Genomic DNA, 12,527 nt, shown 5'->3' with positions numbered 1-12,527 from the left:
ATGGTTCATCCGTGCAAGTAGTGAGTATCAGCAGCCTCAAGGGCGGGGTCGGCAAGACTTCTGTCACGCTCGGTTTGGCGTCGGCGGCATTAGCGGCCGGCATCCCCACCCTGGTGATTGACCTGGATCCGCATGCCGACGCCACCACAGGTCTGGGCGTTGCGGCGCGCGGGCAATTGGACATCGGCCAGCTCATCAAGACCTCCCGCAAGGCAGATCTGGGCGCAAATGTGGTGCCCAGTGGTTGGCTTGCCGCGCATAAGCACGACGGCGTGGCCACACCAACGCTTGACGTCGCCATGGGCTCGGCGTACAGCGGCGTCTACGACCGCCCCGATTTGGGCAAACGCGACCTCCGGCGCCTCGCCACTGTCCTGGCGAACGCTGACCGTGATGGCACGGCGCCGTACCAACTGGTGCTCATCGACTGCCCACCGTCGCTCAACGGCCTCACCCGCATGGCCTGGACAGCGAGCAGTCGCGTGCTCCTGGTGGCCGAGCCGGGCCTATTCTCCGTGGCAGGCACGCAGCGCACCTTGCGCGCCATTGAATTGTTCCGCACGGAATTTGCTCCGGCCCTGGTTCCGGCAGGCATTGTCGCCAACCGGGTCCGGACAGGCTCCAACGAACACGCCTACCGTTTGGGCGAGATGAAGACAATGTTTGGTGAGCTGCTGCTCTCGCCCACCATTCCTGAACAGGCAAATTGGCAACAGATTCAGGGCGCCGCCCACCCGGTCCACCAGTGGCCCGGCGACTCGGCGAGGAACGCCTCGGCACTGTTCGACCGCCTGCTGGACTCGGTGCTGAACCAAAGCGCCACCAGAAGCCGTCTCTACCGCGGCTAACTCCCATCCTCCCCAACTGACCCGCAGAAAACGCCGAAAATCGCGTCTAAAACGCATATTTTCGGCGTTTTCTGCGGTTCAGTTGGGGGCGGGGCCGGAAACTGTGGATAACTTAAACGGCGGCCGGGAAATATTGCGATGCTTGAACCATGTTCCATCCAGAAGGCTTTCCGCCAGAGTTGCTCGCCGGGCCGTTCAGTGTCCAACTGGCCAAGGCTCATGGTGTTGGCCCGGGCAGGCTCAAACACGCCGCCGTCATCAGACTCAGTCGGGGCATCAAGTCCATCACCGTCCAGGACTCGCCCCTAGCGCTGCTCACCGCACCCTACACGCAGGTCACAGGATACTCAGCAGCATCACACGCCACAGCGTTCATCATCTGGGAGCTCCCCGGTTTCCTGCCCGGCAGTGATGACAGCCAGATTCATATTTCCCGCCAAGCCCCTCACGACGAGCCTCGGCGCGCCGGCGTCCATGGTCACACCACCACCTTCCGCGACGACGAGGTGCTCTGCATTGAGGGCCTGTGGATCACCTCCCGGGTGCGCACCTGGCTGGATTGCTCACGGCGCATGTCCATTGAGGAACTGGTGGTTGTCGCGGACCATCTGCTCCGCATCCCCCGTGCCGAATTCGAGGATCGCAGCGAACCCTACGCCACTGTGGCCGAACTCCGGCAGATGGTGGAACGCCACAAGGGCACGCCCGGAATTCAGAAGGCCCGCCAGGCGTTGGCGTTGGCCCGTGTCGGCTCAGATTCGGCGCCGGAATCCAGACTGCGTATCGCCTTGGCGGCTGCGGGGCTGCCGGAGCCACTGATCAATGAGCCGGTGGCCCTGGCACATGGAAAGTCACGCACCCCTGACGCCCAGTTCCCCGAGTATTGCGTGGCCGTGGAGTACGACGGCGGCACCCACAGCGAGTCCGGGCAAGTCGGCCGCGACATTCGGCGCCAAGAGGACTTCCACGAAGCCGGGTGGATTGAGGTGCGCATCGGCAAGGAGCACATGCGTGACGATGCCAAGGCAGCAGTCCGCAGAGTCCGTGATGCGCTCTACAGCCGCGGCTGGCGTCCCAAACCAATCTGACCCGCAGAAAACGCCGTAAAATCGCGGATTTCCGCGATTTTACGGCGTTTTCTGCGGGTCAGTTGGAAAAGAAGCTAGGAGATTTTGCGGCTGGCTCGGCGCTTGCTGAGCTCGTCGTCGGCGTAGCCCTGCACGGGCGCATGCTCGCTGGGGAGGGCTGCGAGACTGCCTTCAACCTCACGCCACACACGGCCCACGGCAATGCCAAACACGCCCTGGCCGCCTTGGACAAGGTCAATGACCTCATCGGCGGAGGTGCACTCATACACCGATGCGCCGTCGCTCATCAACGTGATTTGGGCCAGGTCTTCGACGCCGCGCTCACGCAGGTGTTCAACCGCCGTACGAATCTGTTGCAGGGAGACGCCGGTGTCCAGCAGGCGCTTCACTACCTTGAGTACCAGGATGTCGCGGAAACCGTAGAGGCGCTGTGACCCAGAACCGGCGGCGCCACGCACGGCAGGTTCAACGAGTCCGGTACGGGCCCAGTAGTCAAGCTGCCGGTAGGTGATCCCGGCAGCCTTGCATGCTGTGGGGCCGCGGTAGCCTGCATGCTCGTCAAGAACTGGCAGATCTTCGGTGAACAGCAAGCCCTGCGCACCCGCCCTTGTGGCAGGGCTGGGGACAACGGCTGCCGTCAGCTCGCCGGCGTCACTCGTGGGACTCACGTTGATCCTCCTGTTTACAGTCCCCGAATGGATGGGTTGCCCGCCGTCGGCACAACACAAAGCACCCGGAATGAGACTTAAGGACTCTAACTTCCAGTGTGCCCGCACCAGCCGCGGCTTGCAATGGGGAACTCTATACTTTGACGTTAGAACGCTGTGGGAGCAAGGTCAAAGACGTTTGCACAACAATTTTTCCGTGTCGAAAGTTTCAGCCTCAGCTTTAAGGTTAGAGGTGCCGAGTGTTCCCCCTAGAACACGGGTATTATTGGCCGAAATCCTCGGGCTCAACATCGTTGAGGAATTCGCGAAACTGAAGAAGCTCACGTTCCTTGGCTTCATCGTCCACCTCCACCGATGCCGTCCCGTCCTCATCATGATCCCCAATGACGACACCGGCTTCATCGATCAGGCTCTCCACGGCCCAGATGGCGCATTGGGACCGTTGAGCGATGGCGATGGCGTCAGAAGCCCGTGAGCTGACGGTTGTACCGTCGTCAAAGACCAGCTCGGCGTAGAAGACGCCGTCCTCAACCTTGGTCAGATTGACCCGGACAATGCTGTGGCCCAAGGCCAGGACAACACCGCACAACAGGTCATGGGTCAGGGGCCGCGGCGGCACCACGCCCTGTTCGGCCATCGCGATGGCCGTGGCTTCGGCGGCACCAATCCAGATCGGGATGTGCCGTTCACCCAGCAGTTCGCGCAGCAGTACTAGGGGCTGATTTGAGGGCATTTCGATCCGCACCCCCACAATGGTGACCTCAATCATGGCGTCTCCATGTCTGCGATGCGGGCATGCACCAGGGCACTGTGCAGGCTCAAGCACAGCTCGGCGATTTCGCGCGCAGTTTCGGCCGCCCTAAGCGCAGACGTGCTGTCCTTGCGTGAGGATAAGGGCGCAACAGCGCGCTCCACCAAACCAAACTCCCTATCCGCTGCTGCCTGAAACGGGCGCAAATGCCGAGGCTCCAAGCCGTGGGCGGCCAATGCTGTGCACGCCTGGGCCACTTTAAGTGCGTGGTCATCAAAGGTGCCCTGGTGAGATTCCAGCAGCCCGTAGCTGAGCATGGTCTCGAACAGCTGCTCGCTGGCACCGGACTCCTTGAGCAGTTCCTCGGGACTAAACCGGCGCGATCTGCTCTTGAGCTCACGCGCCAGGTCCTCGGAAACCATGCGCGGCGTCACCGAGACACCGGGCGGAAGGTTTTGTGGTGTCAGGCCCGCATCCAAGTCATCGAGGTAGTCGCGGATAACCTTCAACGGCAGGTAGTGGTCGCGTTGGAGACCCAACACAAAACGCAGGCGTTCGACGTCGGATTCACGGAACTGCCTGTACCCGGCGGGGGTGCGCTGCGGGGTGATCAAACCCTTTTCCTCGTAAAAACGAATTTTCGATGCCGTCACCGACGGAAAGTCAGTGCACAGCAGCGCCAGAACATCGCCAATATTGAAAACGGCCGCAGCACCAGACCGCCGGTTGGTGGATTGCACATCCACCAACCGGCGTCCAGCACCTGCGCTCAAACTACCCACGTCGCCCCTAGGAGTCGGTTTCGCTGGCGCTGAAGTAGTACGTCAAGCGGAACTTGCCGATCTGGACTTCATTGCCGGTGCGCAGGCGGACAGCGTCAACCCTGTCGCCGTTGACGTAGGTGCCGTTGAGGCTGCCCGCGTCGCGAACTTCAAATCCGCCGTCGCACTTCATGAAATTCACGTGCCGGCGCGAAACCGTCACATCATCCAAAAAGATGTCAGCGTCGGGATGACGGCCTGCCGTGGTGACAGCACTGTCCAGCAGGAATCGGGCCCCTGCGTTGGGTCCCACATGCGCAATGAGCAGCGCAGAACCGGCGGGAAGCGAGTTCACAGCATTTTGCTCATCAGCTGCCAGCACCGGAACCGATGACGGCGCCGTCTGCACAGTGGGGAGCGCAATTGAGGTGGTGTCCGTGGCACCAGGCTGGTCCTGGGAGTCCGCCTGACTCGTCACCCCGGCGTCTTTACTCCTGTCAACCATTGGTACTCCTCCTTGCAGAAAATGATGGTGAGGATTCAGTTGAGTCCCCAGATACTACTAACGTATGAGCCGCCGCTGGGAATGGCCTGAACAGCGTCCCCCTGCACCATTTACGGTGCATGTTGCGCCGGACAAACGATCCTTATCCTCCTAGCCTACCTTTTCTTGGTACTGCGCCGCGCTGAGCAAAGTGCCATAGCTGGCGGCGTCGGAAAGGGTAATCTCGAGCAACCAGCCAGTGCCGTAGGGATCGGAGTTGATGAGCGCCGGATCTGTATCCAGGGCTTCGTTGCGGGCGCTGACAACACCGCTCAACGGCGCATAGATGTCACTGACGCTCTTGGTGGACTCGACCTCACCCACCACTGTGTCGGCGCTGACGTCGGTGCCGCTGTCGGGCACCTGGACGTAGACGACGTCGCCGAGCGCGTCCTGGGCGAAATCGGTGATGCCAACGCGCACAACACCGTCCGCTGAGGGTGCCGACACCCATTCGTGCTCTGCTGTGTAGGACAAGTCTGCGGGAATGTTGCTCATGGTGCGCACCTTTCAGGGTTCATCGCTGCCGGGCGAAGAATGCGAAGTATCAAAAAACGAGGAGATCACGGTCCGGGAGCTAGACTTTCTTTCCATAAACCGTAACCAGTCTTTAGTGTGTCAGCACTATTGACAAGTCGAAGGTACTTTCTAGCAATTATGGCTCGTATTTCATCCGCAGGTGGCAACAACTCTGCGATGATTTAGATATGACGGATTCCGCAGCACCGATTCCCGCCGGCGCCCCACAGGCTCCCCGGAACGTCCTCGGCGAGAAGACAGCCAAGTCACGGATGCCCCGGTGGTTGTCCCTGACCATTCTTGGCCTGGTCGCAGCCGCCGTGTTGGTGGTTGCCTATCTCATCGCCTCAGTCACCGTTCCCTTGTTGTGGGCAAACTCCATCAAGGACCAGGTGGGCGGCCAACTGGGCAACACCATTCCGCTGGGCATGTTTTACGGTTTCACGTTCACCTTCATCCCTGTTCTGGTCATGTGGCAGGCGCACCACAAGAAGATGAACATGTTGGTCAGAGTCTGCCTGGTGGCGCTGGGACTACTGCTCACAGTGCCGAATTTGCTCACCCTGGCGGTGCTCTACGGCACCACGGGAACGGCCGCCGATGCCCGGGCCATCTGGTCCAACGACGCCAACTGGTTCGGCACCTGGAGTCAGCTCTTCATGGTGATTGGTGTCCTCAGCGGCATCGTTGTGATCATCCTGGGCCGGATCTGGTTGAGCCGCGGCAAGAAAATCCGTCAGATTAAAGCTGACCAGAAATTGGTGCTCGACAACGAGCAGGCCCAAGCACGCACAGCCAAAGAGGAAGAGCGGGCGGCTGAAAAAGCCGCGAAAACCGCCGCCCGCGCCAACCGACGCCACCACTCCGGCACGGCCAGCTCGGACAGTGGCGCCGCAGCCAGCACTCCCCCGGAAACCCCGCAGGCCTAAATGATTCAGTCGGTCCAGTGCGTGCTGGCCGGGGTGTACCCGGGTCAGTCGCCAGCAGTGGTGGCGGAGGCTGCCCAGTTGGCCGCCGCGTTGGGATATCAGCTCGTGTGCGCCTACTCCAACCCGGCCAGATATACGGCCAGCGAGGCCGCGGACGGCAGCGTGGTCTCAGTCCCGGTTGACCCGGATTTTGCTGACGACGCCGATGAGCTCTTCCCCGCGCAGCTTGCGGCGGCCCTGGCGGCACAGCTGTCCGGGATGCAGCTGTCCTGGCGGACCCTGCTGTTGGCGGGCGACCCGGCGCAGTCGTTGGCCCGCTGTGCCAGCACCCTGGCCGCCAGCCTGATCGTGGTGGGCACGCACGGCGACACCCACACCCCGCTGCGGCACGTTTTCAGCCATTCGGTCGCCGCCAAGCTCGCCCGCCAACAACACCGACCAGTCCTGGTGATACCCACCCACCACGGGTCACCGGAGCACACGTGAGCGTTCCGTTCCTGCGCCCGCAATCCTTGGGCTGGGTGGCGCTCGGGGGCACGTTCGGAGCTGGGGCACGCGAGGCTCTGATCTTGGGGATGCCCGACGCCGGTCACGTGCCGTGGGCAATTGTGCTGGCGAACATTGTGGGTGCGTTCTTGTTGGGTCTGCTGTATGCCGTCATGGCTACCACGCCCGCCGGGGCACCGCGTGGCCGACGGCTGCGGTTGCTGCTCGGCACAGGCTTTTGCGGCGGCTTCACCACGTACAGCACGTTGGCGTTGGGTGTTGTGGTGTTGGCCGGCTCCGGAGCGCTGTTGTGGGCCGTCGCCTATGCTCTTGGCACAGTTTTGTTCGGGGCCCTGGCCACCTGGGCCGGGACGGCAGTGGGCACCCTTGCCAGCTCACCAGCTGACGGACGCCCGTTGAGTTCTGGCGGCGGGCGGCCATGACGCCACTGGTTTTTCTGGCCATTGCTGTTGCCGGCGGGGTGGGCGCCGCGGCCCGCTTTGCGGTGGATGGATTCATTGGGCACAAGCTGCGAACAGCTTTCCCTTGGGCAACGTTCATCATCAACGTTTCCGGTTCTCTGGCTCTGGGGCTGCTGGCCGCGCTGGCGGCAGGGGTCCTGGTCGCGCCGGTGTGGTCGTTGATCCTGGGTGCTGGATTTTTGGGCGGCTACACGACTTTCAGCGCCGCCAGTTATGAAACGCTCCGGCTATTACAAGACAGGCGTTATCTTGCCTCGTTGGCCAACGCCATGGGAACCCTTGTATTCAGCGTGGGTGCCGCCGCACTGGGGTACTGGCTGGGGACCCTGATTTAGGGCTGCGGGCGTTCTTTCTGATCGTCGACGGACCACCTCATGTGCAAGAGCGGGAACGGCAAGCCCTGGGCGTCTGTTTCCGACCGCCCCTGAGGCTTAAAACCGCGCCGGATGTAGAATACCGCTGCCCGCGGATTCTGTTCATTGACATCCAACGTTAGGGTGGAAAATCGCTCCTTGGCCCACTCGATGAGCATGCTGCCAATTCCCATGGAGCGTACCTCGTCGGCCACGAAAAGCATGGCAATTTGCCGTGCCTGCATGCCGATGAACCCCACAATGCAGCCGTTGATTTCAGCCACTTGCACACTGAGATGTGGCAGATACTCATCACGGACCACCGGCTCCAGCCGATCAATCACGTCCAGGGGCAGGAAGTGATGGGTTGCCTCCACGGAATCACGCCACACATTGGCGAGTTCTTCAAGATCTTCGTGGCCACGACTCTCGCGCAGGGTCACAACGGGTGCAGTTTTCATGGTTCCCGCGATCATCCCCTGGGTTGGTCTTGAGGGCGACTTGTTCGGCGTCCGCCGCTGAGCAATTCTCACCCTACAGTCAGGCGGCACTGGATGAGTTCGATGAGATCAAACCGTTATTGGGGTGGCGTCACCGCACCGAAGCACGCCCGGGCCATTCACACATTTTGGCCGCCAACCCTTCTTCCAAGTGCCTGCGCCGGGCAACAAAAAACCGCTCCAACGCCAGTGGTTGCTGGTGTTGGAGCGGTTATCGTCGTGCACCCCTCGGGACTTGAACCCGAAACCCATTGATTAAGAGTCAATTGCTCTGCCAATTGAGCTAGAGGTGCAGATACCACCCTCGATATGAACTCCCGTGGGAGAACTTATTAAGGCGACCCGCACAGCATCGGCGAGATACTGTACGGGCCTAACCGCCGCTAACTCTGAGAAGAGCGCCTTGGCTACGTAGAACAATACCTGTCAATACCGGGATGATTCGCATCGACATGGGCAAGTGAGCGCAACATCACGTTGGCCAGCAAATCCCGTCGCCTTGAGGGGCCTGAAGCAGGCCACCGTCAGCCGGATCGGAAACACAAGGCTGAGATGATGCGCGGGCCATTCTCCCCCACCGGAACAGTTTCATGCGGCACCAGCCCGCCCAAAAGCACGATGCTTTGGCCCGGTTCGGCCTTCACCATGCCCACACCTCCCTGCGGGTCCCCCCGCACAATGTTGAGGTCCGCGCCCCGGTACCCGGGATGGACCAGCAGGGCCCCGGCAGGATCACCCGGCGGCGAATCATCGCGCAGCACAGTAATCAGCGTTACGTCGCAGGCGTCGATGTCCAAGTGCAGGCCCAGGTAGTCACCGGGGCGCACATAGTAGCTGTAGCTGCCCCGGCCGCCGGTGGGCGAAACCGGGGCACCGCACAGCGTGGACAAATAGTCGGACAGCCACAAGGCGGCGTACAAGGCATCCTGCACGGGACCCCCGCCGGAGGTGAAGAGCTGACGCGGAGGTGCTCCCCCACGCCCTCTCGCCCCGTCGCCGTCGAGCACTCGCTGATCGTCCGCACCGGGATACAGTCCCATGGCCTCGGCGAGCAGCTCGGCGGTTCGTCCCACCCCGGGAAGGCCGTCGACAATGGTGACTCCCCCGCCCCGGGCTAGCGGACCGAGGGCCAGACGTTCCGCGGCCGGCTCCACCCCTTGCGTGTTCACCCATCGCCGCCCATCAATTCAGCGGGCGGCTCGAACACCACTGCGCGCACCAGTGCCCGTGCATGGGCCGGCAGTCCATCCAACGGAAGTTCGGCACCATCGCCTGCCGACCACACCCCATCGGCGGACTGGACAGGGGTGACACCGAAGTACCGTTGAAAAACGCTGGCCCCAGCTTCTATGGAAAAGGAAATACCCACGGGCTGATGGACAGTGAACCCGGCCGTGGCCAGCACTGTTTGGACGGTTGCAATGGCAGCGGGCTCGGGCAGGTGACGAGCCAGTGTCGCGGCTGTCAGTTCGGTGTCTCGGGGCGGGCCGGCTGGTGATTGCAGAACCACCAGCGCGACCAGCTCCCCGTTTTTTGCCATGGTTCAGAGCTCCGGAGGCTCGGGTGATTCGATGATGAAGCGCTCGATCTCCGCGATGTCCTGCCCTGTCAAGGGCATCCCGTCCGCTGCGGTCCAGCCATCGTCGTCGTGTCCGATGATCGGAGGTACCGGCCCGATGGGCACAATCGGTGGCCGGAACGGGACCACCGGCACGATCGGTGGCCGGAACGGGACCACCGGGGGCTTGAAGGGCAGCAGCGGGACCACCGGGGGTCTGAAGGGGATCACTGGGGCTTGGACGGGTCGGATCGGCCGGACCGGCCTGATGATGCTGCACCGCAACTTGGCGATGAGCACGGCCCGGTGCGCGTCAACGAGGCCATTTCCGGTGGCAGTATCGGGTCCCACAACGGCCACGTTGCCGAAGTTCGGATGGTTGGTTCCGGCTGTCACGTCCCTTGCCGTCGTCATCAGAATGTCCCGAATGTCCGCCGGATTCAGCCTGCCGCACGCTTGCCGGATGAGGGCACACACACCTGCGATCTGTGGCGCCGCAGCCGAGGTGCCGCTGAACGCGCCCCACCCGTCGTTGGTGGCCGTCTGGTCGCCGTTGGGGTGCGTCCCACCGCCGTTTCCGACGTCGATGGCGCATCCTTCGGGGATGGGCAGCATGATGTACATCGCCCGAGGAAGCATGCCAACAAGACCCGACACGTCGGGTACACGCCGCCCGAGGTAGATGTTCGACATGAACCCGCTCGTGTAGTTTGAGGCACGCAGTGCCCCGTTGCGTTCCCGGTTGACGCCGCCGACGGAAATCACGTCCGGGTGCTGCCCCGGGAAGCCCCAGCCGCCGTTGCCGGCAGAAAACACCACGGTGATTCCGCCGGAGACGGCGGCAGCGACAGCCGCCGCCAGCGCCTGGTTGGCTGCGCTTAACGGGCCGTTCTGCTGGTCCGATCCCCAACTGTTGGTAATGATGTCAGGGCCCAGAGCCACGGCAGCGTTGAAGGCCGCGGTGACGTTGACGAGCGCGCCCGTAGCTGTCGCTGTCTTGACGGGGAGCAAGGTGACGTCGGGCGCCGTGGCGAAAATGTTGGCCGACTCGCCGGTCCCGTGCCCGTTCTCGTCCACCGTCGGGTCAGCCGTGCCCGGGCCCAGCGTTGTTGGTTGCACCAGGTAGCCATGCTCGGTGAAGAACGGATGCGTTTGAAATCCGGTGTCGACCATCGCCACCGTGACGCCCTTGCCGGTAATCCCGGCGCGATGCGGGTGTTCGGCGTTCAGCCCCAACGAAACATCGTCCGGAACATTCAGGTGAAAATAGTTGACAGTTGGCGGCAGCGAGTCCGCGGTGTGAAGGTAGTACGGTTCCTCGATGGCGATGCCGTCCACCACGCCTTCGAAGGCTGTGCCCGTCGGATCGATCAGACCGGAGATGTCAGTGTCGGCGTTGTCGATGAAGGTAGCCAGGCCTTCGACTCCGCCAGCCTTGTGGACGGGCCGCTCCTGGGTGTAAAGGTGGGCCCCGAACGCTGAGTCAAACAATTTGCGCGAGCCACTGAAATTGACCATCAGATTGGTGGCTTGGAGGACTTCGAAACCCGCATCGCTGAGCGCTGCCACGGCTCGCTGGACGGCTTCATCAGATGAGACGTGCAGCCCGAGCGTGTCCACAGTCGGCACCAATCCAGGAGTGAACATCGAGACGCCGCCCACGGACTGCGGCGACGCCATGGCGAAGATGCGGTCGGGGAAGCCGGTGTCCTTCGGCGGTGCGGCCGCCCGTCCGTTGCCCTTTCCCACGCCGTGCGCGTCGCCAGCGCTACGGGCTTTTTTGCCTGTTGACTTACTAACCATGACTTTCCCCTTTGAATCGTTCTCACGTGTTATTCGATGATCGATGTCAGTGGCTCTTGGCGAGGCTGCCTTCCAGCCAGGCTGTGACGCGTTCCTGGTTGCCCGAATAGTAGTGGCACACCGTCCACCCGGCCGTATCTGGGTCGGTGGCGGTGAACTCCCCATTTTGGGCAACGTCGGCCGGGCTGAAATCTGCCGTGCGCAGCGCGGGCAGCGCCCCCAACGCCAGCCAGGTGGCAACCTCCTCAAGAATCCATTGGTTGTCCGACGGGAAAGGAAGTGCCCGAGCCAGTTGGCTGGCGCTGGCCAGCCGGTGGGCTTCCTCGACGCCGTCGAGCGTGCCAAAGCCGGTGTCCCGCCTGGCTCCTTGGTGCAGCGACAGCCACAGCAGCAACTGCCAGGCACATTCAACGAACCAGCCCTCCACCAGGGACAGTTCCGCCCAGATGCGGTGGTTCATCAGGACGACGCCGGTGTTGAATGGCGGCACCCCGGCCACGCCCAGGGCGCTACTGAGGCGGTGCAGCGCTGGCTCGTCAAGGAATGACGCATCGGGGCCGTGGTAGCTGCGCGAGCTGTGGACCTCCTCCCGGGCGACGATGTCCGGTGCTTGGTAGGCCTCGAACAGCTGATTGACGTCGGCCCGGAAGACGGTGTCGCAGTCGCAGTACAGCACCTGCTGTCCGGGGATGTGCGCGAGCCAGGTGTTGTTCAGGAATTTGTGCAGCGTAGGGTACCGGGCCAGAACAGGCCAGCCCCGGGGGCACAAATCCGCGAGCCGGTGCGCGTAGTCGCCCTGCAGTTGGAGCCAGGCACGGTGTTCGGTACAGATCTCAACGATCTGCCGGGTAGCCGTTCCGTAGAGGAAGACGACGACGGCGATGCTCCGGTTGTGACGGCGAAGACTGGCCACGCTGCGCTCGAGTTGCCGCACCAACGATTCCGGGTTGTCGCCGTCGACCACTGAGAGCGAATAACAAACCAGACGCTCAGCCTCGTCCATCAGGTCCTCCAGAAACCCATTCAACGGTGTCACCTTCCAGCGATGGTGACACCACTGCTGTACTGACAAGCATCCTCGGCATCTTCCGTACCCGTCAAGAATCAATTTCACGCCAGCAGCTTCGTGACGGCGGACCGCTTTCGAGCATGCGCGGATCCGGGTTAATCCGTTGCGCAGCGGTCATCGTCATTCACCAATTTTCGTGACATTATCAATCAAACTTGCTCAACTGCT

At 62.4% G+C, this 12,527-nt stretch carries 16 protein-coding genes and 1 tRNA gene; 6 read left to right on the top strand and 11 right to left on the bottom strand.

Going from position 1 to position 12,527, the window contains the following annotated elements; all coding sequences use genetic code 11:
• Positions 1-11: 11 nt before the first annotated feature.
• Together ACX80E_RS04925 and ACX80E_RS04920 are read left to right on the top strand one after the other, a co-directional pair.
• The gene (locus tag ACX80E_RS04925) at positions 12-848 is read left to right on the top strand and encodes a ParA family protein (protein ID WP_459300791.1); all 837 of its coding nucleotides are present in this window, start codon (positions 12-14) and stop codon (positions 846-848) included.
• Between the two features lie 149 nt (positions 849-997).
• Positions 998-1,936, top strand: coding sequence for a hypothetical protein (locus ACX80E_RS04920; RefSeq protein ID WP_459300790.1), 939 nt, complete (start codon positions 998-1,000; stop codon positions 1,934-1,936).
• A 74-nt stretch (positions 1,937-2,010) separates the two neighbouring features.
• On the opposite strand, the gene ACX80E_RS04915 is transcribed toward ACX80E_RS04920, so the two are convergent.
• The 5 genes from ACX80E_RS04915 to gcvH all read right to left on the bottom strand — a co-directional run bounded on the left by ACX80E_RS04915 (position 2,011) and on the right by gcvH (position 5,158).
• On the bottom strand, positions 2,011-2,604 hold the full coding sequence (locus tag ACX80E_RS04915; protein ID WP_459300789.1) for a MerR family transcriptional regulator: 594 nt from the start codon (positions 2,602-2,604) through the stop codon (positions 2,011-2,013).
• A gap of 262 nt (positions 2,605-2,866) precedes the next feature.
• Positions 2,867-3,373, bottom strand: a complete 507-nt coding sequence (locus ACX80E_RS04910; protein ID WP_459300788.1) for a bifunctional nuclease family protein — start codon at positions 3,371-3,373, stop codon at positions 2,867-2,869.
• Positions 3,370-4,095, bottom strand: coding sequence for a transcriptional regulator FtsR (ftsR, locus tag ACX80E_RS04905; protein ID WP_459300834.1), 726 nt, complete (start codon positions 4,093-4,095; stop codon positions 3,370-3,372). The genes ACX80E_RS04910 and ftsR overlap by 4 nt, the downstream gene beginning before the upstream one ends.
• Positions 4,096-4,144: 49 nt before the next feature.
• Positions 4,145-4,621: an FHA domain-containing protein gene (locus ACX80E_RS04900; RefSeq protein WP_459300787.1), complete on the bottom strand. Its 477-nt coding sequence runs from the start codon at positions 4,619-4,621 to the stop codon at positions 4,145-4,147.
• Between the two features lie 150 nt (positions 4,622-4,771).
• Complete coding sequence (gene gcvH, locus ACX80E_RS04895; RefSeq protein ID WP_459300786.1) at positions 4,772-5,158, bottom strand: glycine cleavage system protein GcvH; 387 nt, start codon at positions 5,156-5,158, stop codon at positions 4,772-4,774.
• 209 nt (positions 5,159-5,367) lie between these two features.
• Between gcvH and ACX80E_RS04890 the strand changes: the two genes are divergently transcribed.
• The 4 genes from ACX80E_RS04890 to crcB are packed head-to-tail and all read left to right on the top strand — an operon-like array spanning position 5,368 to position 7,411.
• Positions 5,368-6,108: a hypothetical protein gene (locus ACX80E_RS04890; protein ID WP_459300785.1), complete on the top strand. Its 741-nt coding sequence runs from the start codon at positions 5,368-5,370 to the stop codon at positions 6,106-6,108.
• The gene (locus ACX80E_RS04885) at positions 6,109-6,594 is read left to right on the top strand and encodes a universal stress protein (RefSeq protein ID WP_459300784.1); all 486 of its coding nucleotides are present in this window, start codon (positions 6,109-6,111) and stop codon (positions 6,592-6,594) included.
• On the top strand, positions 6,591-7,037 hold the full coding sequence (locus tag ACX80E_RS04880; protein WP_459300783.1) for a fluoride efflux transporter FluC: 447 nt from the start codon (positions 6,591-6,593) through the stop codon (positions 7,035-7,037). The genes ACX80E_RS04885 and ACX80E_RS04880 overlap by 4 nt, the downstream gene beginning before the upstream one ends.
• A complete protein-coding gene (gene crcB / locus ACX80E_RS04875; RefSeq protein WP_459300782.1) occupies positions 7,034-7,411 on the top strand; it encodes a fluoride efflux transporter CrcB in 378 nt (125 codons plus the stop codon). The genes ACX80E_RS04880 and crcB overlap by 4 nt, the downstream gene beginning before the upstream one ends.
• Here crcB and ACX80E_RS04870 read toward each other — a convergent pair.
• The 6 genes from ACX80E_RS04870 to ACX80E_RS04845 all read right to left on the bottom strand — a co-directional run bounded on the left by ACX80E_RS04870 (position 7,408) and on the right by ACX80E_RS04845 (position 12,317).
• Entirely contained in the window at positions 7,408-7,890 is a 483-nt protein-coding gene (locus tag ACX80E_RS04870; RefSeq protein ID WP_459300781.1) for a GNAT family N-acetyltransferase, read from the bottom strand. The two genes, crcB and ACX80E_RS04870, sit on opposite strands and share 4 nt — an antisense overlap.
• Positions 7,891-8,149: 259 nt before the next feature.
• A tRNA-Lys gene (locus ACX80E_RS04865) sits at positions 8,150-8,222 on the bottom strand.
• A gap of 231 nt (positions 8,223-8,453) precedes the next feature.
• Positions 8,454-9,098, bottom strand: coding sequence for a hypothetical protein (locus ACX80E_RS04860; RefSeq protein ID WP_459300780.1), 645 nt, complete (start codon positions 9,096-9,098; stop codon positions 8,454-8,456).
• Positions 9,095-9,469: a hypothetical protein gene (locus ACX80E_RS04855; protein WP_459300779.1), complete on the bottom strand. Its 375-nt coding sequence runs from the start codon at positions 9,467-9,469 to the stop codon at positions 9,095-9,097. Before ACX80E_RS04855 ends, ACX80E_RS04860 begins: the two co-directional genes overlap by 4 nt.
• Positions 9,470-9,472: 3 nt before the next feature.
• The gene (locus tag ACX80E_RS04850) at positions 9,473-11,290 is read right to left on the bottom strand and encodes a S8 family serine peptidase (RefSeq protein ID WP_459300778.1); all 1,818 of its coding nucleotides are present in this window, start codon (positions 11,288-11,290) and stop codon (positions 9,473-9,475) included.
• A 46-nt stretch (positions 11,291-11,336) separates the two neighbouring features.
• Positions 11,337-12,317: a hypothetical protein gene (locus tag ACX80E_RS04845; RefSeq protein WP_459300777.1), complete on the bottom strand. Its 981-nt coding sequence runs from the start codon at positions 12,315-12,317 to the stop codon at positions 11,337-11,339.
• Between the last annotated feature and the right edge of the window lie 210 nt (positions 12,318-12,527).

It is taken from the genome of Arthrobacter sp. TMN-49, assembly GCF_054511095.1.
The sequence above is the reverse complement of the archived record's forward strand: the minus strand, read 5'-3'. Positions and strand labels throughout refer to the sequence as shown.

What these genes read in the sequence shown, in the direction of transcription:
- ACX80E_RS04920 (WP_459300790.1), top strand. Translation starts at nt 998, where the DNA reads ATGTTCCATCCAGAAGGCTTTCCGCCAGAGTTGCTCGCCGGGCCGTTC.
- ACX80E_RS04910 (WP_459300788.1), bottom strand. Translation starts at nt 3,373, where the DNA reads ATGATTGAGGTCACCATTGTGGGGGTGCGGATCGAAATGCCCTCAAAT.
- ACX80E_RS04900 (WP_459300787.1), bottom strand. Translation starts at nt 4,621, where the DNA reads ATGGTTGACAGGAGTAAAGACGCCGGGGTGACGAGTCAGGCGGACTCC.
- gcvH (WP_459300786.1), bottom strand. Translation starts at nt 5,158, where the DNA reads ATGAGCAACATTCCCGCAGACTTGTCCTACACAGCAGAGCACGAATGG.
- ACX80E_RS04890 (WP_459300785.1), top strand. Translation starts at nt 5,368, where the DNA reads ATGACGGATTCCGCAGCACCGATTCCCGCCGGCGCCCCACAGGCTCCC.
- ACX80E_RS04885 (WP_459300784.1), top strand. Translation starts at nt 6,109, where the DNA reads ATGATTCAGTCGGTCCAGTGCGTGCTGGCCGGGGTGTACCCGGGTCAG.
- crcB (WP_459300782.1), top strand. Translation starts at nt 7,034, where the DNA reads ATGACGCCACTGGTTTTTCTGGCCATTGCTGTTGCCGGCGGGGTGGGC.
- ACX80E_RS04870 (WP_459300781.1), bottom strand. Translation starts at nt 7,890, where the DNA reads ATGAAAACTGCACCCGTTGTGACCCTGCGCGAGAGTCGTGGCCACGAA.
- ACX80E_RS04855 (WP_459300779.1), bottom strand. Translation starts at nt 9,469, where the DNA reads ATGGCAAAAAACGGGGAGCTGGTCGCGCTGGTGGTTCTGCAATCACCA.
- ACX80E_RS04850 (WP_459300778.1), bottom strand. Translation starts at nt 11,290, where the DNA reads ATGGTTAGTAAGTCAACAGGCAAAAAAGCCCGTAGCGCTGGCGACGCG.